Below are 25843 nucleotides of genomic sequence, written 5' to 3'. Positions count from 1 at the left end.
ACCGATCTCGGGGCTGGCGACCGATCAGCGGTTCCGATCCGGTGCAAGGGACCGATCAGCGGTCCTGATCGGGTGCAAGGGGCCGATCAGCGGTTCCGAACCGGTGCAGGCGACCGATCAGCGGTTCCGATCGGGTGCAAGGGGCCGATCAGCGGTTCCGAACCGGTGCAGGCGACCGATCAGCGGTTCCGATCGGGTGCAGGGGACCGATCAGCCGTCCCGATCCGGTACAAGGGACCGATCATCCGTCCTGATCCGGTGCAAGCGACCGACCAGCCGTCCCGATCCGGTGCAAGGGACCGAAACAGCGCGCCCCTGGCGTGCACCACCCCCCCCATCTGAACGAGGAGAGCCGATGACCGCAGTGAGCGGACACGGGCCCTGGCCCGGCGGTGAGCGTGACGTGCTCGACGCACAGCAGACCGCCCTGGGCGAGCTCGCCGAGCTGCCGACCGGCGTGGACGCGGTGCCCTTCCTGACGCAGCTCACGCAGCGCGGCCCGGGCGCGGACCCGCTGGGACGGACGGCGGTGCTCCTGACCGAGATGCCCGTCGAGCTCGGCCCTCACGGCTGGAAGCTCACCGACCACCCCGGCGCCGACGCCCGGCGCGCGGACGCGTTCTGGCGCGAGGACCTCGGTGCGCTGGCCGTCGCGGCGCACGGCCACACGGGTGCGCTCACCGTCGAGGTGCTGGGGCCGTGGACCCTGGCGGCCCAGCTCTGGGCGGCCCGCGGCGACCGCGTCCTGGCCGACACCGGGGCGCGTGCCGACCTGGGCCTGGCGCTCGCCGACGGTGTGCGCAGGCTGGTCTCCGACCTCGTGGCCCAGGTGCCCGGCGCCGAGGTGACCGTGCAGCTCGCGGAGCCGCTGCTCGGCCAGGTGCACGCGGGCGTGCTGCCCACGTTCTCCGGCTACTCGCGGCTGCGTGCCGTGGCCGGACCCGAGATCGTGGAGGGCCTGGAGCCGGTGCTCGCCGCGGTACGGGACACGGGCGCGCGCTCGGTGGTGCACCTCGGGGGCACCTGGGTGGGAGTGCCGCCGGTGGTGCTCGCGGGCGCCGACGCGCTGGGGCTCGACCTGGCCGACGTCGGCCCCGGCGGGTGGAACGAGAAGGCCTGGGAGCTGATCGCCCGGGCGACGGAGCGAGGCACCGGGCTGTGGGCCGGGCTGCCGCCGGCGCAGGTCTCGCAGTGCGCGGGCCCGGCGCTCGGCGCGCTGTCCGACCTGGTGGCGGTCCCGTGGCGACGGATCGGCCTGCCCGCCAAGGGCCTCGCGGACGTCACGCTGCTGGCCGCGCACCGCGCCACGCTCGCCCCGGTGGACGCGCACCGCGCGGAGCTGGCCAACCTGGGCCGCGTCGCGGAGACCCTGGCGGAGCAGGCTGAGGCCTGACCGTCCGGCCGCCCGTGGATCGGCGATCCGCGGGCGGCCGGACGGTGCGACCGGCCTGCCGACCCGCGAACTCGATGGTGCGCAGTCAGCCGTGCAGACGCCGGGAGGTCAGCCCGCCAGCCGGTTCCACAGGAACGTCCAGTGGGTCGCCGCCATGTACGCCGCCTGGGCGTTGTCCGCCGCGCCGCCGTGCCCGCCCTCGATGTTCTCGTAGTACGTCACGTCCTTGCCCGCGGCCAGCATGAGCGCCGCCATCTTGCGGGCGTGACCGGGGTGCACGCGGTCGTCCTTGGTCGACGTCGTGAACAGCACCGGCGGGTACTCCCGTGCGGCGTCGAACAGGTGGTACGGCGAGAAACCGCGCACGAACGACCAGTCGTCGGTGTCCGGGTCGCCGTACTCGGCCATCCAGGACGCACCGGCCAGCAGGTGCGAGTACCGCTTCATGTCGAGCAGCGGCACGCCCACGATGATCGCCCCGAACAGCTCCGGGTACTGGGTCAGCATGTTGCCGGCCAGCAGCCCGCCGTTGGACCGGCCCTCCATGCCGAGCCGCTCCGGCGTCGTGACCCCGGTGGCCACCAGGTCGCGGGAGACGGCGGCGAAGTCCTCGTACGCACGGTGCCGGTTCTCCTTGAGCGCCGCCTGGTGCCAGGCCGGCCCGTACTCGCCACCGCCGCGGATGTTCGCCACGGCGTACACCCCGCCGCGGTCCAGCCACGCGCGCCCGACGGTGCCCGAGTACCCGGGCAGGATCGCGTGCTCGAACCCGCCGTAGCCCCACAGCAGCGTGGGCGCGGGACCCGCCGCGCCCGAGACGAGGTCCGCCCGGCCGACGACGAAGTACGGCACCCGGGTGCCGTCGTCGGACGTGGTGAACCGCTGCTGCACCTCCAGCCCCGCGGTCTCGAAGTAGGACGGCGCGGACCGGAGCACCTCGGGCTCCGCCGGCGTACCGCCCACGGTGGCCAGGCTCAGGGTCGACGGCGTGAGGTAGCCGGTGGTGACCACCCAGACGTCGTCGGAGTCGACCACGTCCACCGCGCCCACGCCGACGGTGAGCAGCTCGCCGCCCACGGGCAGCTCGCCGCGTACCCACTCGCCGCCCGCCGCCCCGGCGTCCGAGCCCGCCGCAGCGTCCGAGCCCGCCCCGGCGTCCGCCGGCGGCGTCAGCACGTGGAGCAGGTTCTTCACGTCGTCCAGCACGTTGACCACGAGGTGGTGCCGCGTCCAGGTGACCCCGGCGAGCGACGTCGTCGGCGTGGGCTCGAAGAGGACCGTCAGGTCGCGCGACCCGGCCATGAACGCGTCGAACGGCGCGGCCAGCAGCGAGCCGGCGCGGTACGTGGCGCCGCCGACGCTCCAGTCGTCGCGCAGCCGCACGAGCATCCACTCGCGGTGCAGGCTCACGTTCGCCGAGTCCGGCACGTCGATCTTGGTCAGGGTCTGCCCGGCCGTGCCCACGCCCGTGGCCAGGTAGGTCTCGTTGGCGTAGAACCGCAGGGCGCGGTGCACCAGGTCGCGCTCGAAGCCCGGGGTGTGCGAGCGGGACGCACTGATGTACATGTCCTGCTCGGTGCCCTCGTAGACGAGGGTCGCCTCGGCCAGCGGCGTGCCGCGCCGCCAGAGCCTGACCTGCCGCGGGTAGCCCGACGGCGTCATCGTGCCGGCGCCGAAGTCCGTGTACACGTAGACGGTGTCCGCGTCGACCCACGACAGCCCGCCCTTGGCCTGGGCCCGGACGAAGCCGCCCGCCTCCGGGGCGACGAACTGCTTGGTGACCAGGTCGAACTCGCGTGTCACGTCGGAGTCGGAGCCACCGGGGGAGAGGTCCACCAGCGCGTGCCGCCGCGGCTCACCGGCCGCGAGCTGCTCCGGCGTCGGGCGCAGCACGCTCGCGCCGTGCCAGACCCAGCTCTCGCCCTCCTGCTCGGCCAGGGCGTCGAGGTCGAGGACCGTCTCCCACTCGGGCTCGCCGGTCCGGTAGGAGTCGAGCGTGGTGCGGCGCCACAGCCCGCGCCGGTGCGCGGCGTCCTGCCAGAAGTTGTAGTAGTGCTCGCCGACCTTGGAGACGTGCGGGATCTTGTCGTTCGAGTCGAGCACCTCGCGCACGGCACGCTCCGTGGCGGTGAAGGCCTCGCCGCCGAGCGCCGCCGCGCTGTGGGCGTTGCGCTCGCGCACCCACTCCAGGGCGGTGTCGCCCTCGACGTCCTCGAGCCACGCGAACGGGTCGGGGGCCCAGGGGTCCAGGGGGGTCGGGGGGAGAGCGGTCCGGGGGGTGGTCTGGGTGTGCTCGACGCTCATGGTGAGCACCCTACGCGGCCGACCGCGGCGGGGTGGCCGGCCGGGCGGCGGTCCGGCGGCCGTTCCGGAGGTGCGTCAGGCTCCCGCATCGCACCTGCCCGCTTTTAGCCCTATTGTGGTGTTATCGCGCCATGAGGGCGCCACATTCCTCAATGGCAGATATTTTCGCTTGTCGCACCACAGTCGCGCCCTTCCACGGCCAGGACGCTCTGTGGTAGAAACTGCACTCCAGGGGGTTGTTCGCCCTCTTCAGCCGAGTCTTCCCAGACTCTGACGAGACAACAACTTAGGGGGATCGGCTCGGTGAGCTCGATGTCTTCTTCTCCTCCGCCGAGCAGGCTGCGCCAGGTCGCGCCCTGGGTGTGCGTCGCCGGCGTGCTTGCCTACGTACTCGTGGCACCTGTCTTGTTCACCGCCACCGGGGCCTCGTCGATGTGGCCCGCATGGCTGGTCGGCATCGCCGCCGTCGGTCTCGCCGTGGCCGCCGCGCTCATCGCGGCGCGGTCCTCCCGGGACGACATGGCCTCGCACGAGGACCTGGTCCTCGCCTACCGCCGGGCCGAGGAGCGCGCCGCCGCGGCGTCCGCCGCCCTCGACGCCCTGGCGAAGGAGCAGCTGCCCGCCTTCCTCGACAGCGCACCCGCCCCGCCGCTGCCGCACCTGCCCGGCGACGCCGCCGCCCAGGCCCGCCTCGACGAGGCCGCGAGCATGCTCGCCCGGGTGCAGGAGGAGCGCGTCGCCCGCCGCGACGCCGTCCAGGTCGCCGTGGTCGCCCTGAGCCGCAAGGTCCAGGCCGCCGCGCACCGCATCCAGGAGGAGGCGGCGCGCATGGTGCAGCGCCACCCCACCGACCCGGACATCCTGCAGACCTCCATGCGCGTCGACCACGCGGCCGCCCAGCAGGCCCGCCAGGCCCAGAGCCTCGCGGCCCTGTGCGGCGAGTGGCCCGGTCAGCAGTGGAGCGAGCCCCTCCCGCTGCCCGACGTCGTCAAGGGCGCCGCCAGCCGGATCACCGCCTTCCACCGCGTCGAGGTCTCGGGTGACCCCGGGGTCGCCGTCTCCGCGCGGATCGTGGAGCCGCTCATCCACCTCGTGGCCGAGCTGCTGTCCAACGCCACCCAGTCCTCCCCGCCCACCACCCAGGTGCTCGTGGCCCTGCGCCAGGTGCAACGTGGTGCCGTCATCGAGATCGACGACTGCGGCGTGGGCCTCGACCTCAAGCAGCTCGAGCAGGCGCGCGACATCGCCTCCGGCAAGCGCGAGATCAGCATCACCGAGCTCGGCGAGATCCCGCAGACGGGCCTGGCCGTGGTCGGTACCTACGCACGCCGGCACGGCTTCCGCGTCGACGTCACCGAGTCCGTGTACGGCGGCCTGCGCGCCATCGTCATGATCCCGGCCGAGCTCACCGAGGCAGTGGTGCCGTCGGGCATGCTCACGCCGGCAGCGACCCTGCCGAGCGCCACCACACCGTCCAGCGGGGTGTCGGCGCTCGGGTCCAGCCGCAGCGCCACCGCCGTCGTCGAGGCACCGCTCGCACCCGAGCTGCCCACCGCGAAGCCCGCGGACGACGACGAGTGGCCCGCCCCCGCGGCACCCGACCCTGTGACCGAGGTCCTGGCCGAGCCGCTGAACGCGCCCGGCGAGACCGTCGACGACGAGGAGGAGACGCCCGTGGCCGGTGCCCCGGTGCAGGCCCCTGGCGAGCTGCCCCTGCGTCCTGGGCGGCCCCGCCCGGAGGACGACGAGTTCCCCGAGCCGTCCGCGCTCCCGCAGCGGCGCTCGCGCCGAGGCGAGGCGGACGCGCCCGAAGGACGGACCACGGCCCCGGAGCCCCGTACCAGCGCTCCGGGTGCTGCTCAGACGGCTGAGGAGGCCGGCGAGTGGATGGGCGCCTTCTTCAGCTCGAGCGAGGCTCGGTTCGGGGACTCACCTGACAGCAGCGAACCGCCGGCCGGTGCCGGCGGACCTTCGGAGGACCGATGACTACGCAGGCCGACGGCATGACGAGCACCGACGGCAACAGCTGGATGCTCGAGCTCATCAGTGGTGTACGGGGGGTGAGGCATGTCGTCGTGCTCACCTCGGACGGGCTGATGAAGGTCCGGACGGACCAGACGCCGCTGGACGTGGCCGACAAGGTGGCGGCGGCGTGCGCCGGACTGGCGGCACTGGGTATCGGAATGAGCAGGGAGTTCGGGAACAGCGACACGATCCGCCAGGTGATGGTGGAGTTCGACGGCGGGTTCCTGTTCGTGCGGGGGGCCGGTGACGGCTCCCGCCTCGCGGTCGTGACCGAGGCGGTCATCGACCCGGCGCTGATCGCCCAGCAGATGCAGGCCCAGGTGCTGCAGATCGGGGAGCGCACCCTGCGCACCGACCCGATCACGGGCTGACGGCCCGCCGGCGCCGTCCGGAAAGTACCGAGGAAAGCAGTGACCGGGCCCGTCCGGGCCCGGAGGTTCAGGCATCACAGCTCGACCAGGACCCGACCGACCGACAGGGGGCGAGGGGATGGACACCGAGGAGTACCGCGACCACCCGGTGCGCTCGTACGTGCTCACCTCGGGGCGGGCGCACCCGTCGCGCAACACGCTGCGACCGGAGACGCTCGTGCGCGCCGTCGAGAGCCGGCCAGTGCTCTCGACGGCGGGCCGGATGGAGCGCGAGCTCGTCCAGCTCTGCCGTGGCACGCTCGCGCTCGCCGAGGTGGCGGCATACCTGCAGCTACCCGTGAGCCTCGTGGCGGTCATGGTCTCGGACCTGGTCGACTCGGGGAACCTGACCATCCGTTCCAACCATCAAGCGCACGTCCTGCCCGGCAAGGACATCCTGGAGAAGATTCTCGATGGACTCCGCAAGCTCTGACCGCACCGCGCCCGGACAGCACCTGGCGCCGACCGTCGCACGGTCGGTCAAGGTGCTGGTCGTGGGTGCCTTCGGGGTGGGCAAGACGACGCTGATCGGCGCGGTCAGCGAGATCGACCCGCTGCGCACCGAGGAGCGCATCACCACGGCGAGCGTCGGCATCGACCCGGGGCAGCCGAACAAGGAGACGACGACGGTCGCGATGGACTTCGGTCGCATCACCGTGACCGACGACATCGCCCTGTACCTGTTCGGCACCCCGGGCCAGCGCCGTTTCTGGGACCTCTGGGCCGGTCTGGCGGACGGCGCCGTCGGCGCGCTCGTCATGATCGACACCCGCCACCTGGAGGACAGCTTCGAGGTGCTGGACCAGCTCGAGCTGCGCACCAAGATCCCGTTCGCGGTGGTGGTCAACCAGTTCCCGGACTCGCCGCACTACCCGCTGGAGCGGGTCCGGGCGGCGCTGGACCTGCTGCCCGAGACGCCCATCGTGGAGTGCGACGCACGCGACCGCCAGTCCGCCGTGCTGACCCTCATCACCCTCGTCGAGCACGCGATGACCTTCCCGGTCTTCCAGAAGGTCAACGCGTGACGTTGGCCAACAGGCTGCACCAGCGGCTGGAGGACATCCCGGACCGCATGCAGCTGTCGGACATCACGAGCGCGCGCGACCCGCACAAGATCTACGAGCGGCTGCGCGAGGAGTGGGGTCCCGTGGCCCCGATGGACCTGGAGCCGGGTGTTCCCGCCTGGCTCGTGCTGGGGTACGACGAAGCCAGCAGCGTGATGCGCAACGAGCTGCTGTTCTCCCGCAACTCCCGCAACTGGCGCTACGTCCAGGAGCGTTCCCTCCCGGCGGACTCGGGCGTGTTCGCGGCGCTGGCGCCGCGGGAGAACGCGTACTTCCTGGACGGCATGCAGCAGCGCCGCCTGCGCGCGCCGCTCGACGACGCGCTCGGCGGCGTCGACGAGAAGCGCCTCGCCCGTACCGTCGCGGTGACGTGCGAGGCGATCATCGACCGGATCATGCCGCGCGGCCAGGCGGACCTCGTGGCCGACTACGCCGTCACGGTGCCCGTCATGGTCATGACCGAGATGTTCGGCATGAGCCTGTCCGACGGGAACCGCATGCACGAGCTCACCGAGGCCCTCTACGCGGGCACGGAGCAGGCCCGTGCGGCGGCCAGGGAGCAGGAGTCGCTGCTCGCGGTGCTCGTGGCGACGCACCGGGCCGAACCGGGCGAGGACCTGACCACCGCCCTGGTGAACCACCCCAACCATGCGAACGACGTCGAGGTGATGGCCTCGATCGGCGTGATGTTCAGCCTGGGTCACGACGCCGAGATCGCCTGGATCGCGAGCACCCTGCACATGATCCTGACCGACCCCGCGTTCGCGGCCCGCGTGCGCCGGGGACGGCTCGACCTGGACGACGCGCTGGACGAGGTGTCGCGGCGGCACCCGCCGGCGCCGCACGTGCTGCCCCGGTTCGCCCGGCAGGACTGCGAGCTGGGCGGGCGCCGGATCGCGTACGGCGACGCCCTCGTCCCCGCCGTCGCCGCCGCGAACGCGGACCGGGCCATCCGCACGGACGACCCCTGGGAGGAGCTGGGCAGCCGGTTCCACCTGACCTGGGGCGCGGGTGCGCACGCGTGCCCGGCGCACCGGATCGGCCCGCTCATCGGCCGGATCGCCGTGGAGACCCTGCTGCGGCGCATCCTCGACATGGAGCTGCGGGTGCCGGCGGAGTCGCTGCAGATGTCCGTCTCGCCGTGGTCGCGCTACCCGCGCACCCTCCCGGTCCGCTTCACCCCGCCGGACGCGGGCCCGCCACCGGAACGCTGACGGGCCGGCCCTCCCGGCCGTGATCGCCGAGACCTGGAGTCCACGGTGAGACCTGGTGCTGCTCCACCAGGTCTCACCGCAGAAACCAGGTCTCGGCGTGCGTCAGGCGTCCGAGCCGACGCGGTCCTTGGCGCGGGCCGCGATGCGTTCCTTGAGGCGGGGCACCACGTTGCGGTAGACCGACGGGTCGATGGGCAGGAGCCACTGGACGGTGCGGGCCCGCTGGCTGATGTTCACGCCGGCCTCGTCGAGCGTCTCGTCGATCTGGTGCATCGAGAACGGGATGACGTTGGTGCCGCGGGCGTGCTTGCCGCCCGTGCGCTGCTCCATCCAGGCCACACGCTCGGCCACGTGCTTGCGCCGCTCCTCGACCGGCGGCAGCTCGATGACGCCGGCGAGGTAGGCGGCGATCCAGATCGCTCCCGCCTCGGCGGACAGCGGGGAGAACAGCGACGAGTTGTACCCGGCGAAGGTCAGGTTCGGCACGCCCTCCGGCAGGATCTGGCGGTAGAGCTGGTAGTTGCCCTTGTCGTCCACGAGGCGGGCGGCCACGGCGTCGTCCAGGAAGGGCACGCGCTGGTGGAAGCCCGTGCCGCAGACCACCAGGTCGGCCGGGATGCGCCCGCCGTCGCTGAGCACCGCCACGGGCTGGTCGCCGTCGACCTCGAACCGCTGGATCTCGGTGTCCCGGTGGACGGTGATGGCGCCACTGGCGACCTGCTCGTAGAAGCCGTCCGAGGAGAGTGACACGGTGCTGTTGGCGATCTCGGCGAACTCGCCGCGCGGCACGAGATCGAGCTTCTTGAGCTTGAACTGCCAGGTCGCGACGGAGCCGATGCTGGACAGCATCCCGGCACGCACCTTGTCGCCGGGACCGTGCAGGAACCGCTCCATGCCGTTGTCCAGGTCCTGGTAGCGGAACAGCGCCTCACCGAACCGGGAGAGCAGCAGGTACTTCATGTTGAGCGAGTTGGCCACGCGCTTGGGCATCTTCCACAGGAGCCGCCGCGCCACGACGGTGGTGGAGGCGGCGACGGGGCCGATCTCGGCGGCGACGTCGCACGCCGACTTGCCGTACCCGACCACGACGACGTTCTTGCCCCGGGCCTCGTCCAGCGTGTTGAGCTGGCTGGAGGCGACGAGCTTGCCGCCGGCGCGGACCAGGTCCGCATACCCCTCGTACTGCGGGAAGACCGGGTCGGAGAAGATGCCGTTGGCGACGACCAGGTGGTCGAACCGCTCGGGTGCCGAGACCGGCGCGCCGATGCGCCGGGCGGTCACCATCCAGCCGTCCTCGGCGTCGGTGAGCTCGGCGCGGACCACCTCGGTGGCCAGGCGCAGGCTCGGGCGCAGCCCGAACGTGGAGACGTACCGCTCGAGGTACGCCTGGACCTGCTCGCCCGTCGGCCACTCGGGGTAGTCCCGCGGCATGGGCAGGTCGGAGAAGGCGTACGAGTCCTTGTTGTTCTGGGTCCGCAGGCCGGTGTAACGGCGCGTCGCGCTCCACACGCCGCCGACGTCGGGCGCCTTCTCGAAGACGGTGACGTCGTGCTCGAACTCTCGGAGGATCTTCGCGGTGGCCAGGCCTGCGAAACCGGCACCGACGACGGCAATCTTCAAGGGACCCCTGCTCTCAGTAGATTCCTGGCATTTTGCTCGAATGGTAGCGGCACCCGGACCGTGCGCGACAGGGTCCGCAGTGATGCGAATGCCCAGGTCGACAGAGCTTTCGGCGCGGGCTTCGGTGCCCGCCCGGCCGGATGTCAGTGGTTCAGTCCATGATTGTGTCTGTGAGCGAGACGACAGGCATCCCGGGGACCGGCGACACGACGAGCGACGAGGCCGCCGCGCAGCGTCGGTGGGTTGAGCTGGTGGCCCGGATCGAGGAGGACCGGCGGGCGTACTACGAGAACGACTCGCCTGTGTCGTCCGACGCGGAGTACGACGTGCGGATGCGCGAGCTGGAGGCGCTGGAGGCCGCCCACCCCGCGCTGGCCAGCCCCGAGTCGCCCACGCAGAGCGTCGGCGGCGTGGCCGCGGCCGGGTTCGCCACCGTGGAGCACATCGAGCAGATGCTCTCGCTCGACAACGCGTTCAGCACCGAGGAGCTCGCGGTCTGGGCGGACCGGGTGCACCGAGACCTCGGGACCGAGCATCCCGGCCTGCTCTGCGAGGTGAAGATCGACGGGCTGGCCATCTCGCTCGTGTACGAGAAGGGGCGGCTGGTGCGGGGCGTCACCCGGGGCGACGGCCGGGTGGGCGAGGACGTGACGCGGAACATCCTTCGGATCGCCGCGATCCCGCAGCGGCTGTCCGGCGAGGGCCACCCCGACCTGGTCGAGGTGCGCGGCGAGGTGTTCATCCCGGTCGCGACCTTCGCACGGCTCAACGAGCTGCAGGCCGAGCTGCGCGAGCGCGTCGTGGAGGAGGCGCGGGAGCGCTCCGGCCGGCAGGCCGGCAAGGAGTTCGACGTGGAGCGTGCGCGCGTGGCCGCGCTGCGCCGCTTCCCCCAGTTCGCCAACCCCCGCAACGCGGCGGCGGGCGGCCTGCGCCAGCTCCTGGAGAACAAGGACGGGCTGGAGCTGGAGGCCGGTATCGCCCGTGTCGAGGGCCTGCGCATGTACGCGCACGGGGTCGGCGCCCTGCAGTGGCAGGCGGGGGAGCACGAGGAGCTGGCCCGGCAGTCCGACGCGTACACGCTGTTCGAGCAGTGGGGTATCCCCGTGTCACCGCACAACCGGGTGGTCGACGGCCTGGACGGCGCGCTGGAGATGATCGAGTACTTCCGCGAGCACCGGCACGACATCGAGCACGAGCTCGACGGGATCGTCCTCAAGGTCGACGCCCTGGAGCAGCAGCGCCGCCTGGGGTCGACCAGCCGGGCGCCCCGTTGGGCCATCGCCTTCAAGTACCCGCCGGAGGAGGTCAACACCCGCCTGCTCGCCATCCAGATCGGCGTGGGCCGCACCGGGCGCGCCACCCCGTACGCCGTGATGGAGCCGGTGCTGGTCGCGGGCTCCACGGTGCGCCAGGCCACGCTGCACAACCAGGACGTGGTGCGGGCCAAGGGCGTACGCATCGGCGACGTCGTGGTGCTCCGCAAGGCGGGCGACGTCATCCCCGAGATCCTCGGCCCCGTGCCGGCCCTCGCCGACGACGGCTACCCGCGCGAGGACTTCGTGATGCCGGCGAACTGCCCGGAGTGCGGCACGCCGCTGCGTCCCATGAAGGAGGCCGACGTCGACCTGCGCTGCCCGAACGCGAGGTCCTGCCCGGCGCAGGTGCGCGGCCGGGTCGAGCACATCGGATCCCGCGGTGGCCTCGACATCGAGGCCCTGGGCGAGGTGACGGCGGCGGCGCTCACCCAGCCGCTTGAGCCAGCGGAACCGCCACTGCGCACGGAGAGTGGACTCTTCGACCTGACCGTCAAGCAGCTGGCCCCTATCCGAGTGGTCGTGCGCGACCCGGAGACCGGGCTGCCGCGGCCGGGTGACGGAAGAGGTGAGTCCGCCGAGGTCACCATGTCAGACGGCTCGACGATGATGGCCAAGGTAGTCCGGCCGTTCCAGAGGGTGGTCAGTCGAACCTATCCGCCGGGTTACGAGGACGCGACGCCTGCCGAACGGCGTGCCGCTGGTGTGCGCAAGGACCACCCCGTCTACGGACCGGCCAAGACTGCCGAGACCCTGCTCGACGAGCTGGAGCGCGCCAAGACGAAGGACCTGTGGCGCATGCTCGTCTCGCTGAACATCCGGCACGTCGGACCCGTCGCGGCCCGGGCGCTCGCGGGCTGGTTCGGGTCGGTGGACGCGATCGAGGCGGCCTCGGAGGAGGAGCTGGCGGCCGTCGAGGGCGTCGGTCCCGTGATCGCCGCCGAGATCAAGGCCTGGCTCGCGGTGGACTGGCACCAGGACATCCTGGCCGCCTGGCGCGCGGCCGGCGTGCAGCTCGCCACCCCGGGTCACCCGGGGCCGGCGGCGATGGCGGAGGCCGACACCGAGCCGAGCGGGCCGCTGGCGGGCCTGACCGTCGTGGTGACCGGCTCGCTGGAGGACTTCACGCGCGACGGCGCCAAGGAGGCCATCATCGCGGCCGGCGGCAAGGCCTCCGGCTCGGTGTCGAAGAAGACCGACTACGTGGTGCTGGGGGAGAACGCGGGCTCCAAGGCGGCCAAGGCCGAGGCCCTGGAGATCCCGACCCTCGACGAGGACGGCTTCAAGCTGCTGCTGGAGGGCGGGCCGGAAGCGCTGGCCGCCGGCTAGGCCCTGGAGACGACGTTCGGCGCCCGGATCCCGTCGGGTCCGGGCGCCGATCTGTGTCCGCGTAACGCTGAGAATCTGACAACTTTTGCTTGACGGGCGACAAAAGTCCCCTTAGGTTGCTAGCCGCAAGGTCAATGCCGACCGAGGAGACCTCATGCCACAACGTGGAACCACGACCCTCACGCGACAGGCGGCCGCAGGCGCGACCGCCGTCGCGCTGACAGCGGTGATGCTGTCGGGAGCCGTCCCCGCCGCGACGGCGGCGGACGACCTGCCGCCGCAGGAGCCGGGGGTGACGCTGCGGACCTATGACCTGGCGCGCGACCTGAGCGAGCTGTGCACGCTCCGCTCGGGTCAGACGCCGAACGTCGACCAGCTCAAGCCCACCATCGACTACTCGACCGAGGCCGACTTCGGGATGGGCGAGCGCTTCATCGCGCACGCGCTGGCCAACCTGGACGTCCCGGCCGCCGGCAACTACGAGTTCCGGCTCACCAGCGACGACGGCTCCCGCCTGGTCATCGACGACGCCGTGGTCATCGACCACGACGGCCTGCACGAGGCAACGTCCAAGGAGGGCACCGTCGCGCTCGACGCTGGGTACCACGACCTGCGCGTCGAGTACTTCGACAACACCAACGACAACATCCTCAAGCTCGAGTGGCGGACGCCGGGTACCAGCGACTTCGTCGTCGTGCCGTCCAGCGTGCTGAGCACCGAGGCCGGCGTCGTGCGCGTGACCGCGCCGGGCACCAAGTACTGCGAGGGTCAGGACGACAGCGCCGGCGACGGCATGCGCCTCGACTCGGTCTACCCGGGCTACACGCTCACCGACCTGCGCCCCGACGGGTTCGAGCCCATGGTCGCCGCGCTCGACTGGACCGACGACGACCGCCTCGCCGTGGTCACCTCCGGTTCGGTGAGCCCGGGCGGCTGGGTCGAGAACCCCGAGCCGGGTGAGGTGTTCCTGCTCGACAACGTGACCGGTGAGACGTCCAAGGACCAGGTCACGTACGAGAAGGTCGCCACCGACCTGTTCAACCCGATGGGCGTGGCCGTCATCGGCGACTCGATCTACGTGTCCGAGCGGGACGGGCTCACCGAGCTCACCGACCCGGACGGCGACGGCTTCTACGACAACCACCGCACGGTGGCGCAGTGGCCCTTCGGCGGCAACTTCCACGAGTTCGCCTTCGGTCTGCTGCACGACCGGAAGTACTTCTACGTGAACCTGTCGGTCGCCATCAACAACGGTGGTGCCACCACGGACCCGCAGCCGGCCGAGAACCGCGGCACGGCCATCCGGATCGACCGCCGCACCGGCGAGGTCGAGTACGTGGCCGGCGGCCTGCGTACGCCGAACGGCATGGTCAAGGGCCCCGACGGCGAGCTGTTCGTGATGGACAACCAGGGCGCGTGGCTGCCCAGCTCCAAGCTCGTGCACATCGAGCAGGGCAAGTTCTTCAACCACTTCACCAACCCGGCCGGCCCGTACGACGACCAGCCCGTCTCCGCCCCGGCGCTCTGGGTGCCGCAGAACGAGATCGGCAACTCGCCGAGTGCCCCGGTGCAGCTCGAGGAGGGCCCGTACGCGGGCCAGCTCGTGTTCGGCGACGTCACCTACGGCGGTCTGCAGCGCGGCTTCCTCGAGAAGGTCGACGGTGAGTACCAGGGCGCCGTCTTCCGCCACTCGGCCGGTCTGGAGGCGGGCGTGAACCGCACCGTCGTCGGCCCCGACGGCGCCCTGTACGTGGGCGGCATCGGCGAGGGCGGCAACTGGAGCGAGCCCGGCAAGCTGCGCTACGGCCTGCAGAAGCTCACGCCCAACGGCGAGGAGGCCTTCGACATGACCGAGATGCGGGTCACGAAGAAGGGCTTCGAGGTCGAGTACACGCAGCCGCTGTCGCAGGAGACGGTGGACAAGATCGCCGAGAACCCGAACGCGGCGTTCCGGCTGGACCACTGGCGCTACGTGCCCACGCGCGCCTACGGCGGCCCGAAGGTCGACGAGCAGCAGCTCTTCGTCTCGGGCGCCACGGTCTCCCGGGACCGCACGAAGGTCACGCTCACCGTGGACGGGCGCCAGCCCGGCTACGTGGTGCACCTGCGCAGCCCGCGCCCGTTCGCGGACACCGAGGGCCGGGAGCTCTGGAACACGGAGGCCTGGTACACCCTCAACGCGATCCCCGGGTACAAGGCCCCGGCCGGCTTCCAGGAGGCGGAGGAGGCGACGCTCCGCGGCAGCGCGAACGTGGCCAACGAGCACAACGGCTACTCCGGTTCCGGGTTCGCGGCGGGCTTCACCGAGGTGGGCGCCTCGGCGACCTTCACCACCACCGTCAAGCGCGCGGGCACCCAGCCGGTGAGCCTGCGCTACTCGAACGGGCCCAACCCGTTCCAGGGCACCAAGACGGTGTCGGTGCTCGTCAACGGCGAGGAGGTCGAGCCGTGGGCGCTCGAGTCCACGGGTGACTGGAAGACCTGGGCGACGGCGACCCGGTCGCTCGACCTGCGCAAGGGCGTCAACACCATCACCCTGCGGTACGACGCGGACGACGACGGCAACGTCAACCTCGACCTCCTCAAGGTCGGCGGCGGGGCCGACATCTGCGAGCCGAAGCGGTACGAGCGGGGCTACACCGCGCTGTTCGACGGCACGCTGGCCTCGCTGGACGGCTGGAACATGGCCGGCCCGGGCTCGTTCGGCCGCCAGGCCGACTGCACGATCCGCGGGGCCGGTGGCATGGGTCTGCTCTGGCACTCCACGGAGCTGAACGAGTACAGCCTGAAGCTCGACTGGAAGCTCAAGAAGGACGACAACGGCGGTGTCTTCGTCGGCTTCCCGGACCCGGGCAACGACCCGTGGATCGCCGTCAACCAGGGGTACGAGATCCAGATCGACGCCACCGACCTGCCGGACCGCACCACGGGCGCGATCTACACCTTCCAGGGCGCGGACCCGGAGGTCGTGGAGCGCGCGCTGAAGCCGGTCGGGTCCTGGAACTCGTACGAGATCCGCGTCCAGGGGCAGACGATCAAGGTCTTCCTCAACGGCGAGCTGGTGAACGACTTCGTCAGCACCGACCCAGCGCGTGACCTCAGCCAGGGGTTCATCGGGCTCCAGAACCACGGTCAGGGCGAGGCGGTCAGCTACCGCGACGTCCGGGTCAAGGACCTGAGCTAGGTCCCCGCACGGCAGACGCTCAGGTCACGCGGGTGACCTGAGCGTCTGTCGTGTGCGCGGGGTGGGTCAGGCGACCAGGCGGTCCACCGCCTCGGCGGAGAGGGCCTGGTCCACCGCCATGGCGCTCGCGCCCAGGACGCCGGCCTGCGTGCCGGTGCGGGCGGTCACGATGCGCAGGTGCTGCGTCGCCAGGGGCAGGGAGCGCTGGTAGACCACCTCGCGGATGCCGGCCACGATGTGCTCGCCGGCGTCGGCGAGGATGCCGCCGATGACGATCATCGACGGGTTGAGCAGGCTGACGCTCGTGGCGAGCACGGCGCCGATGTCCCGGCCCGCCTGGCGCACGGCCTGGCTCGCGGCGACGTCGCCGGCACGCACCATGGCCACGACGTCGGCGGGGGTGGTGGCGCCCTCCAGCCGGTTCGCGACGGCCAGCCCGCTCGCGATGGCCTCCAGGCACCCGACGTTGCCGCAGCGGCACACCACGTCGGTGACGCCGGGCACCGCGACGTGCCCGATGTCGCCCGCGGAGCCCTGCGCCCCGCGCCGCAGCGCGCCGTCGGCGATGATCCCGGCGCCGATGCCGGTGGCGACCTTGACGAACAGCAGGTCGGCGACGTCGGGCCAGGCGGCCCGGTGCTCACCGAGGGCCATGATGTTCACGTCGTTGTCGACGAGCACCGGCGCGTCGAACCGGGCCCCCAGGATCGCGGGGACGTCGGCGTCGTCCCAGCCGGGCATGATCGGCGGGTTGTTGGGCCGGCCGGTCGCGTGCTCCACGGGCCCGGGCAGGCCCACGCCGACGCCGGCGAGCTCGCCGGCCGACCGTCCGGCCTCGCGCAGCAGCTCCGTGCCGGCCTCGGCCACGCGGTCGAGCACCGGTCCGGGCCCGTCGGTGATCAGCAGGGGCATCTCGCGGTGCGCGAGCACGGTGGAGGCGAGGTCGGTGACGGCCAGCCGGGCGTGCGTCGCGCCGAGGTCCACACCCAGCACCACCTGCGCGGACGGCGCGAACGCGAAGGTCGCGGGCGGGCGTCCGCCGGTCGACGTCGCCTCGCCCGCCGGGGCGATGAGGCCCGCCGCCATGAGCAGGTCGATGCGCGCCGCCACCGTCGACCGGGCCTGTCCCGTGACGGCGGCCAGGTCAGCCCGTGTGCGGGGTCGCCCGTCACGCAGGAGCTGGAACATGTCACCCGCTCCAGAGACCTTCGGTGCTTGCTGAACCACGTCCCGTGCCACTTCCACCATGCCTCTAGTGAATCATGGCCAACGAAGTCGCGACTTTTGCTTGACGGTCGGCAAAAGTCCCTCTACGTTCGATACATGGTCGACGCAGACCCCCAACCGACAGAGCAGCCGGCACCTCAGACGGCACGGCAGCCCCTGCTGCAGATGCGTGGCATCGTGAAGCACTTCCCCGGCGCGCGGGCGCTCGACGGCGTGGACCTGGAGGTCCGCCCCGGCGAGGTGCACTGCTTGCTGGGCCAGAACGGGGCGGGCAAGTCCACCCTGATCAAGACCCTGGCCGGTGCCCACCAGCCGACGGCGGGCGAGATCCTGCTCGACGGGACCCCCGTCACGATCTCCGACCCCGTCGCGGCCCTCCGGCTCGGCATCGCGACGATCTACCAGGAGCTGGACGTCGTCGACGGCCTGACCGTCGCCGAGAACATCTACCTCGGGCACGAGCTCGCGAGCGGCGGCGTCACGCGCCGGTCCGAGGCGGCCCGGAACACCCGCAAGCTTCTCGACCGGCTCGGCCACCACGAGATCTCGCCGAACCGCGAGGTGGGCAGCCTGCCCGCCGCGGGCAAGCAGATCGTGCAGCTCGCCCGGGCGCTGTCGCGCGACGCGCGCGTGGTCATCATGGACGAGCCGTCCGCCGTGCTGGACTCCGAGGAGGTCGGCAACCTCCACCGCATCGTCCGTGAGCTCACGGCCGACGGTGTGGCCGTCGTCTACATCTCGCACCGGCTGGAGGAGATCCGCCAGCTCGGCGACCGGATCACCGTGCTCAAGGACGGTCGCACCGTCGCGGAGAGCCTGGTGGTGGCGGACACCCCGACCGACGACCTGATCAAGCTCATGACGGGCCGCTCGGTCGAGTACGCGTTCCCCGAGCGCCCGGGCGTCCCGCAGGACGCCGAGCCGGTGCTCGAGGTCGAGGGCCTCGCGCTCGGTGCCGTCTTCTCCGACGTCTCCCTCACCGTCCGCGCCGGCGAGATCGTCGGCCTGGCGGGCCTGGTGGGATCGGGCCGGTCCGAGATCCTGGAGACGATCTACGGCGCCCGCCGAGCAACGTCGGGCACCGTGCGTGTGGGCGGCAAGCGCTTGCGCGGCGGGGTGGACTCCGCCGTGGCCGCGGGCATCGGCCTGTGCCCCGAGGAGCGCAAGAGCCAGGGCCTGCTCCTGGACGAGCCCGTCTACCGCAACATCACCCTGTCCACCTTCGCGCGCATCGCCCGCGGAGGTCTGCTCGACGAGGGCGCCGAGCGCGCCGCGGCGCGGGAGCAGGTCGAGGCCCTCGACCTGCGACCCGCGTCCGTGGACCGCAACGCCCGCACGCTGTCCGGCGGCAACCAGCAGAAGGCGCTGCTGGCCCGCTGGCTCGTGCACGGCTGCCGCGTGCTCCTGCTCGACGAGCCCACGCGCGGCGTCGACGTCGGCGCGCGTGCCGAGATCTACACCCTGATCCGCCGCCTGGCCGACGACGGCGCCGCCGTGATCGTCGTGTCCAGCGAGATCCCCGAGGTGCTCGGCCTGGCGGACCGAGTACTGGTCATCTCCGACGGCCAGGCCGTGCACGAGAGCCCGGCCCACGAAATCGACGAGCACGCCGTGCTCGACCTGGTCATGGAAGGAAGTGTGGCGTGAGCCAACGATCGGCCCTCATGGGTCCGGCCCTGCGGATGGGCGGCCTCGTGCTCGCCCTGGTCCTGCTCGTGGTCGTGGGCATCGCGACCGGTGGTGAGCGGTTCTGGAGCACCGGCAACCTCATCACCGTCCTGAGCCTCGCGGCGGTGACCGGTGTGGTGAGCATCGGCATGACGTTCGTCATCACCTCCGGCGGCATCGACCTGTCGGTCGGCGCCGTCGTCGGGCTGGCCTCCGTCTGGGCCTCGACGCTGTCGACCCAGTACATGGCGGAGGACTACGGCTGGTGGGTCGTCCCGGTGACCGCGCTGGCCGTCGGTCTGGTGGCCGGCCTGATCAACGGCCTGCTGGTGGCCTACGGCAAGATGCCCGCGTTCATGGCGACGCTGGCGATGCTGGCCGCCGCCCGCGGGCTCGCGGAGATCATCGCCGGGCGCCGGACCCAGGTCATCCAGTACGTGGACCCGTTCCTCGACGTCTTCCAGTCCCGGCCGCTCGGCGTGCCCACGATCGTGTGGATCTTCGTCGTGGTCGCCGCCGCCGGCTGGTTCCTGCTGAACCGCACCACGTTCGGCCGCCGCACCGTCGCCGTGGGCGGCAACCCGGAGGCGTCCCGCCTGGCCGGCATCAAGATCAAGCGGCACACCCTGTACCTCTACGGGCTCGCCGGCCTGACCGCGGGCATCGGCGCGGTGATCCTCCTGGCCCGCACCACCGCCGGCTCCTCGACGCACGGCACGCTGCTGGAGCTGGACGTCATCGCGGCGGTCGTCGTCGGCGGCACGCTCCTGGCCGGCGGCCGCGGCACCATCATGGGCACCGTCCTGGGCGTCCTCATCTTCTCGACGCTCACCAACGTCTTCGTCCTCAACAACCTCGACAGCTCCGTCCAGGCGATCGCCAAGGGCGCGATCATCGTGGGCGCCGTGCTGCTGCAGCAGTGGTTCGCGTCGCGCGAGAAGGTGACGAGCACGTGACCCTGCGCGACACCCCGTCCGAGACAACCCAGCAGTTCCACCCAGGATCAAGGGAGATCACCATGTCCTCGTCCATCGTCCGTCCGCGCCGCGTCGCCGGCGCCGTGGCCGCCACGGCCTGCGCCGCACTGCTCCTGGCGGGCTGCGTGAGCAACGAGCCCCGCGAGACCGAGGAGGACGCCGCGACCGGCCCGGTCGCCGTCACCGAGAACGACGAGCCCGGCGACGAGGTCGTCATCGGGTTCTCCGCCCCCGCCGCCGACCACGGCTGGATGGGTGCCATCACCACCGCGGCCCGCGCCGAGGCGGAGAAGTACGAGGACGTCGACCTCCGGGTCGCCGAGGGCACCAACGACGTGAACGTCCAGATCAGCCAGATCGAGGGCTTCATCAACGACGGCGTCGACGCCATCGTGCTGCTCCCGTTCGACGGTGCCGCGCTGACCGACGTCGCGCTGGAGGCCATGGAGGCCGGCATCCCGGTCATCAACGTGGACCGCGAGTTCACCAGCCCGTTCGCCGCCCGCGCCACGGTGCTGGGCGACAACTACGGCATGGGCGTGAGCGCCGGCACCTACATCTGCGAGCAGCTCGGCGACAACCCGGACGCCGTCGTCGCCGAGATCGCGGGCATCGACTCGCTGCCGCTGACCCAGGACCGCAGCCAGGGCTTCGCGGACGCCCTCGAGGACTGCGGGCTCGACGTCGACGCCCGCGTCGCGGCCGAGTTCACGGTCGAGTCCGGCGAGGAGCAGACGGCGAACCTGCTGTCCGCCGAGCCGCAGATCGACGCCATCTGGAACCACGACGACGACCAGGGCATCGGCGTCCTGGCGGCCATCGAGAACGCCGGCCGCGACGAGTTCTTCCTGGTCGGCGGTGCCGGGTCCAACAACATGATGGAGGAGATCCAGGACCCGGAGAGCGTCGTCAAGGCGACCGTCATCTACCCGTCGACGCAGGCGGCCGACGGCGTCAAGCTCGCCCGCCTGATCGCCCAGAACAAGAACGTGAGCGACCTCGCCTCGATCGGCGTGCCGCGCACCGTCCAGCTCTTCGCGCCCGTCGTCACGGCGGACAACGTCGAGGAGTACCTGCCCATCGGCTTCGACTCCTGACGCTGTGACTCATCGGGACGACGCCCGTCCGGGCGTGCTGCACGACAGTGGGACAACAGTGGGGGGAGGCGCGGTATGAGCAGTGAGAAGAACGAGCTCGGCGTCGGCATGGTCGGCTACGCGTTCATGGGGGCGGCACACTCGCAGGCCTGGCGCACGGCGCCGCGGTTCTTCGACCTGGCCCTGGCGCCGCGCATGCGCGCGGTGGCGGGCCGGGACGAGGCCGCGGTCCGTGCGGCGGCCGACCGGCTGGGCTGGGACGAGGCCGTGGTCGGCTGGCAGGGCCTGCTGACCCGGGACGACATCGGACTGGTCGACGTGTGCACGCCGGGCGACACGCACGCGGAGATCGCGGTGGCCGCCCTGGAGGCGGGCAAGCACGTGCTGTGCGAGAAGCCGCTGGCCAACAGCGTGGCCGAGGCGGAGACGATGGTGGCGGCCGCGGAGGCCGCCGCCGAGCGGGGCGTGCGCGCGATGGTGGGGTTCACCTACCGGCGCGTGCCCGCCATCGCGCTCGCCCGGCAGCTCGTCGAGCAGGGGCGGATCGGCCAGGTGCGGCACGTGCGCGCGCAGTACCTGCAGGACTGGATCGCCGACCCGCAGGCGCCGATGTCGTGGCGGCTCGACAAGCAGAAGGCGGGTTCCGGTGCGCTGGGCGACATCGGCGCCCACGTGGTGGACCTCGCGCAGTACATCACCGGCGAGTCGCTCACGGGCGTGAGCGGGCTGCTGGAGACGTTCGTGCACGAGCGTCCGGAGGCCACGGCGTCGTCCGGCCTGTCGGGGGTGGCCGACACCGGCCGCACCGGCAAGGTCACCGTGGACGACGCCGCGGTGTTCCTCGGACGGCTGTCCGGCGGCGGGCTGGCGACCTTCGAGGCGACCCGGTTCGCCTGGGGCCGCAAGAACGCGATCCGGCTGGAGGTCAACGGCTCGGAGGGGTCGCTGGCCTTCGACTTCGAGGACATGAACCTGCTGCACTTCTTCGACGCCACCGACGAGGCGGCGACGGCGGGGTTCCGGCGGATCGTGGTGACCGAGCCGGAGCACCCCTACGGCGGGGCGTGGTGGCCGCCGGGGCACGGGCTCGGGTACGAGCACGCGTTCACGCACCAGGTCGTCGACCTGATCGGCGACCTGGCCGCGGGCAAGCAGCCGACGCCGTCGTTCGCCGACGGGCTCGGGGTCCAGCGGGTGCTGGACGCCGTGGAGCGCAGCGCGGCCGGCGGAGGGGGTTGGGTGTCCCTGGTCTGAGCTGTGGCGGGCGCCCGGCCGGGGTAGGCCGGGCGCTCGCGGGCGGAGCGGGACCGGCCCGGACCACGTGTCCGGGCCGGCCTCCTGGTCCCCGGCAGTACCGCACGAGAACGACCGCACGAGAAGTACCGCACCGCACTAGTACTGACCCGACTCGATGAGGAGCCATAGGTGAGAAACGTGCAACGAACCCGCCGCATCCTGCGGTCCGCGGTCGCGGCAGCCGCCGTGACCGCGCTCGGCGTCCCGGCCGCTCTGGCCGCGGCCGCCGCACCACCCACCACGTCCCGGGCCGTCCTGGCCGAGGCCGCCGCCGCACCTGCCGACGCGGTCGCCGACGAGGTGGCGGAACCCTTCGACGCCCTGGTCTTCTCCAAGACCGCGGGTTTCCGGCACGGCTCCATCCCGACCGGCATCGAGGCGATCACCCAGCTCGGTGCCGCCAACGACTTCACCGTCACCGCCACGGAGGACGCGAGCGTCTTCTCCGACGAGGGCCTGGCCGGCTACGAGGTGGTCGTCTTCCTGTCCACGACGGGCGACGTGCTCAACGGTGACCAGCAGGCGGCGTTCGAGCGGTACATCCAGGGTGGCGGCGGCTACGCGGGTATCCACGCGGCGTCCGACACGGAGTACGACTGGCCCTGGTACGGCGAGCTCGTGGGTGCCTACTTCAACAGCCATCCCGCCAACCAGGACGCGACGATCGACGTGGAGGACCACGCCCACGCGTCCACGGCGCACCTGCCCGACCGGTGGGACCGGTACGACGAGTGGTACAACTTCCGGTCCAACCCGCGCGGTGACGTGCACGTCCTGGCCAGCCTCGACGAGGACAGCTACGACCCCGGCGGCGGCGCGATGGGTGCCGACCACCCGACGGCCTGGTGCCAGACCTACGACGGCGGCCGGTCCTGGTACACGGGCGGCGGGCACACCAACGAGTCGTACGCGGAGCCGGCCTTCCTGCAGCACCTGCTGGGCGGCATCCAGACCGCGGCGGGCGTCGTCGACTCGGACTGCAACGCCACGCAGGACTCGAGCTACGAGACGGTGCCGCTGGACGAGAACACGGCCAACCCGATGATGCTCGACGTCGCTCCGGACGGAACCGTTTTCTACGTCGAGCGCGACGGCCGGGTGCAGGTGATCTCGCCGGAGACCGACCTGACGACCACCGCCGTGACACTGGACGTGACGCTCGCGAACGAGGACGGCCTGACCGGCATCGTGCTCGACCCCGCCTTCGCCACGAACCACTGGGTCTACCTGTACTGGTCGCCCGAGGAGGTGGGCGGCGACGGCCCGCACAACCGGGTCTCGCGGTTCACCTACGACCCGGCCACGGGCACCATCGACCCCGCCAGCGAGATCGCCGTCCTGAAGGTGACCACGCAGCGCGACCGGTGCTGCCACGCGGGCGGCGACATGCAGTTCGACTCCGCGGGCAACCTGGTGCTGGTCACGGGCGACAACACCGACCCGTTCGAGTCGAGCGGGTTCGCCCCCATCGACGAGCGGTCCGGGCGGGATGCCTTCGACGCGCAGCGCACGGCCGCCAACACCAACGACCTGCGCGGCAAGGTGCTGCGCATCCACCCGGAGCCGGACGGTACGTACACGATCCCCGAGGGCAACATGTTCGCCCCCGGCACCGCGCAGACCCGGCCCGAGATCTTCGCGATGGGCTTCCGCAACCCCTTCCGCATCGGCATCGACCCGGAGACCGACAACGTGCTCGTCGCCGACTACGGTCCCGACGCCGGGACCGCCGACCCGGCCCGCGGACCGGCCGGCGTCGTCGAGTGGAACGTGGTGAGCGACCCGGGCTTCTACGGCTGGCCGTACTGCACGGGCGCGAGCACGCCGTACGTCGACTTCGACTTCGCCACCGGCACGTCCGGCGCGGCGTTCGACTGCGCGGGCGGCGTCGTCAACGACTCGCCGAACAACACCGGGCTCGCCCAACTCCCGCCCGCCCAGGAGGCCGAGATCTGGTACGGCTACGGCGGCAACCCGGACTTCCCCGAGATCGGGGGCGGCGGCGCGCCGATGGGCGGCCCGGTCTACGAGTTCGACCCCGAGCTCGACTCCGACGTCAAGTGGCCCGCTTACTGGGACGGCAAGGCGTTCCTGGGGGAGTGGAACCAGGGCAAGGTCTACTCGCTCCAGCTCACGGGCGAGCAGCGCGACGACCTCGTCGACATCAACCGCGTGCTGCCCGGGCTCCTGGACCCCGCGGCGGGCTTCGACCGGGCCATGGACATGGACTTCGGCCCGGACGGCGCCCTGTACGTGATCGACTGGGGCAGCGGCTTCGGCGGCAACAACGACACCAGCGGCGTCTACCGGGTGGCCTACACCCAGGGCGACCGCACGCCGATCGCGCAGGCGTCCGCCGACGTCACGGACGGCCACGCGCCGCTCGCCGTGCAGTTCTCCTCCGACGGCACGCGGCACCCGGCCGGCGAGCCGATCACGCTGCACTGGGACTTCGGGGACGGCACCACGTCCGACGAGCCGGACCCGGCCCACACCTACACCGAGAACGGCTCCTACACCGCGCAGCTCACGGCGACGGACGCGAGCGGTGCGACCGGCGTCGCGAACGTGAACGTCGTGGTCGGCAACGACGCGCCGACGGTCACCCTCACCGTCCCAGACGACGGCGGGCTCTTCGCCTGGGGCGACCGGGTGCGCTACGAGGTCGACGTCGACGACCCCGACGGCACCGTGGACTGCGCCGACGTCACCCTCTACACCTCGCTGGGCCACGACTCGCACTCGCACCCCATCGAGGAGCTCACCGGCTGCACCGGCGTGCTGCAGACCGCGGCGGACGACGGGCACGGCGCCGACGCGAACATGTTCTGGACGCTGGAGGCCACCTACACCGACGACGGCGGCGAGGTGGGCGTCCCGCTGACCGCCAACGACCTCCAGGTGCTGCAGCCCAAGCGCCTCCAGGCCGAGTACTTCACCGACACCGGCCGGCTGCCCGGCTCGACCAGCAGCGGCGACCCCGGCGTGCAGCGCGAGGGCACGGGCGACAGCGCGGGCGGCGGCCAGAACATCGGGTACATCGAGCCCGACGACTGGTGGGCGTACGCACCGATCTCGCTGACGAACATCGACGCGGTCACGCTGCGCGCGGCCTCGCCGAGCGGCGGCGGACCGATCTCGGTGCGGTGGAACGCACCGGACGGGCCGGAGATCGGCAGCGTGTCCGTCCCGGCCACCGGTGACTGGCAGGTCTACACCGACGTCACCGCGACGCTGCACGACGTCCCGGCCGGCACCGGCACGCTGTACTTCGTGCAGACGGCCGGCCAGTCGAACGTCAACTGGCTCGACTTCGTGGGCGACGGGGTCGCGTACCTCCCGTCGTCGCCCGCCGTCGACGTCGTGCAGCCCACCTGCGACGCGGGCGGGGCGATCGTGCCGCGCGCCGTCGAGGGCGTGCGGTCCTACCGGATCACCACGTGGGACGGGAGGAAGGCGGGCCGCCCGGTCGCGAACTCGAACGACCTGGACCCGGGCCGCTACCTGGTGACCGCGCGCGCCGAGCGCGGGACCGAGCTGGTGCTGCGCGGGGACTGGACCGACGGGCCGCGGGACGAGGCACGGCTCGTCGTGACGCTCGACGAGCCCGACTGCACCTGATACGCGTGGTGCGGGGCGGGGGGCGCCCCCCCCCCCCCCCCCCCGGGCCCGGTTACAAACCCCGGGGGAAAGATGGGCCCACCCCACACCCCGTTGAACCG

Annotated in this window: 16 protein-coding genes; 13 read left to right on the top strand and 3 right to left on the bottom strand. The window is 71.9% G+C overall.

The window, feature by feature from the left end; genetic code table 11:
- The first annotated feature begins 355 nt into the window (after positions 1-355).
- Positions 356-1393: a hypothetical protein gene (locus ACIG47_RS19850; protein ID WP_397432825.1), complete on the top strand. Its 1038-nt coding sequence runs from the start codon at positions 356-358 to the stop codon at positions 1391-1393.
- A 108-nt stretch (positions 1394-1501) separates the two neighbouring features.
- Here the strand turns inward: ACIG47_RS19850 and ACIG47_RS19845 are convergent, their stop codons facing one another.
- Positions 1502-3697 (bottom strand): prolyl oligopeptidase family protein, encoded by a 2196-nt coding sequence (locus ACIG47_RS19845; RefSeq protein ID WP_397432824.1) that lies wholly within the window; start codon positions 3695-3697, stop codon positions 1502-1504.
- 393 nt (positions 3698-4090) lie between these two features.
- Here ACIG47_RS19845 and ACIG47_RS19840 point away from each other — a divergent pair, with 393 nt between their 5' ends.
- The 5 genes from ACIG47_RS19840 (at position 4091) to ACIG47_RS19820 (ending at position 8410) form a co-directional block, all read left to right on the top strand.
- On the top strand, positions 4091-5683 hold the full coding sequence (locus ACIG47_RS19840) for an ATP-binding protein (RefSeq protein ID WP_397432822.1): 1593 nt from the start codon (positions 4091-4093) through the stop codon (positions 5681-5683).
- Positions 5680-6093: a roadblock/LC7 domain-containing protein gene (locus tag ACIG47_RS19835; RefSeq protein ID WP_220454811.1), complete on the top strand. Its 414-nt coding sequence runs from the start codon at positions 5680-5682 to the stop codon at positions 6091-6093. Before ACIG47_RS19840 ends, ACIG47_RS19835 begins: the two co-directional genes overlap by 4 nt.
- Before the next feature lie 118 nt (positions 6094-6211).
- Positions 6212-6565: a DUF742 domain-containing protein gene (locus tag ACIG47_RS19830; RefSeq protein ID WP_119142763.1), complete on the top strand. Its 354-nt coding sequence runs from the start codon at positions 6212-6214 to the stop codon at positions 6563-6565.
- A 55-nt stretch (positions 6566-6620) separates the two neighbouring features.
- On the top strand, positions 6621-7157 hold the full coding sequence (locus ACIG47_RS19825; protein ID WP_397415203.1) for a GTP-binding protein: 537 nt from the start codon (positions 6621-6623) through the stop codon (positions 7155-7157).
- Positions 7154-8410 (top strand): cytochrome P450, encoded by a 1257-nt coding sequence (locus ACIG47_RS19820; protein ID WP_397432821.1) that lies wholly within the window; start codon positions 7154-7156, stop codon positions 8408-8410. Before ACIG47_RS19825 ends, ACIG47_RS19820 begins: the two co-directional genes overlap by 4 nt.
- A gap of 102 nt (positions 8411-8512) precedes the next feature.
- Here the strand turns inward: ACIG47_RS19820 and ACIG47_RS19815 are convergent, their stop codons facing one another.
- Positions 8513-10030 carry a flavin-containing monooxygenase gene (locus tag ACIG47_RS19815; RefSeq protein ID WP_397432820.1) on the bottom strand — a complete coding sequence of 506 codons (1518 nt, stop codon included), beginning with the start codon at positions 10028-10030 and terminating at the stop codon, positions 8513-8515.
- A gap of 158 nt (positions 10031-10188) precedes the next feature.
- On the opposite strand from ACIG47_RS19815, the gene ligA reads away from it, so the two are divergent.
- On the top strand, positions 10189-12672 hold the full coding sequence (gene ligA / locus ACIG47_RS19810; protein ID WP_397432819.1) for an NAD-dependent DNA ligase LigA: 2484 nt from the start codon (positions 10189-10191) through the stop codon (positions 12670-12672).
- Between the two features lie 154 nt (positions 12673-12826).
- The gene (locus tag ACIG47_RS19805) at positions 12827-15856 is read left to right on the top strand and encodes a family 16 glycoside hydrolase (RefSeq protein WP_397432818.1); all 3030 of its coding nucleotides are present in this window, start codon (positions 12827-12829) and stop codon (positions 15854-15856) included.
- A 66-nt stretch (positions 15857-15922) separates the two neighbouring features.
- Here ACIG47_RS19805 and ACIG47_RS19800 read toward each other — a convergent pair whose 3' ends face one another.
- Positions 15923-17044 carry an ROK family protein gene (locus tag ACIG47_RS19800; RefSeq protein WP_397415164.1) on the bottom strand — a complete coding sequence of 374 codons (1122 nt, stop codon included), beginning with the start codon at positions 17042-17044 and terminating at the stop codon, positions 15923-15925.
- A 135-nt stretch (positions 17045-17179) separates the two neighbouring features.
- On the opposite strand from ACIG47_RS19800, the gene ACIG47_RS19795 reads away from it, so the two are divergent.
- From ACIG47_RS19795 to ACIG47_RS19775, 5 genes are all read left to right on the top strand, one after another.
- On the top strand, positions 17180-18730 hold the full coding sequence (locus ACIG47_RS19795; RefSeq protein WP_397415167.1) for a sugar ABC transporter ATP-binding protein: 1551 nt from the start codon (positions 17180-17182) through the stop codon (positions 18728-18730).
- 17 nt (positions 18731-18747) lie between these two features.
- Positions 18748-19707, top strand: a complete 960-nt coding sequence (locus ACIG47_RS19790; RefSeq protein WP_397415205.1) for an ABC transporter permease — start codon at positions 18748-18750, stop codon at positions 19705-19707.
- 62 nt (positions 19708-19769) lie between these two features.
- Positions 19770-20825, top strand: a complete 1056-nt coding sequence (locus ACIG47_RS19785; protein WP_397432817.1) for a substrate-binding domain-containing protein — start codon at positions 19770-19772, stop codon at positions 20823-20825.
- A 75-nt stretch (positions 20826-20900) separates the two neighbouring features.
- On the top strand, positions 20901-22079 hold the full coding sequence (locus tag ACIG47_RS19780; RefSeq protein WP_397432815.1) for a Gfo/Idh/MocA family protein: 1179 nt from the start codon (positions 20901-20903) through the stop codon (positions 22077-22079).
- Positions 22080-22259: 180 nt separating this feature from the next.
- Positions 22260-25742, top strand: a complete 3483-nt coding sequence (locus tag ACIG47_RS19775; RefSeq protein ID WP_397432813.1) for a ThuA domain-containing protein — start codon at positions 22260-22262, stop codon at positions 25740-25742.
- The last annotated feature ends 101 nt before the right edge of the window (positions 25743-25843 follow it).

The sequence above is a fragment of the Promicromonospora sp. NPDC052451 genome (genome assembly GCF_044547525.1).
GTDB lineage: Bacteria > Actinomycetota > Actinomycetes > Actinomycetales > Cellulomonadaceae > Promicromonospora.
This window is presented reverse-complemented; position numbering and strand designations above follow the sequence as displayed.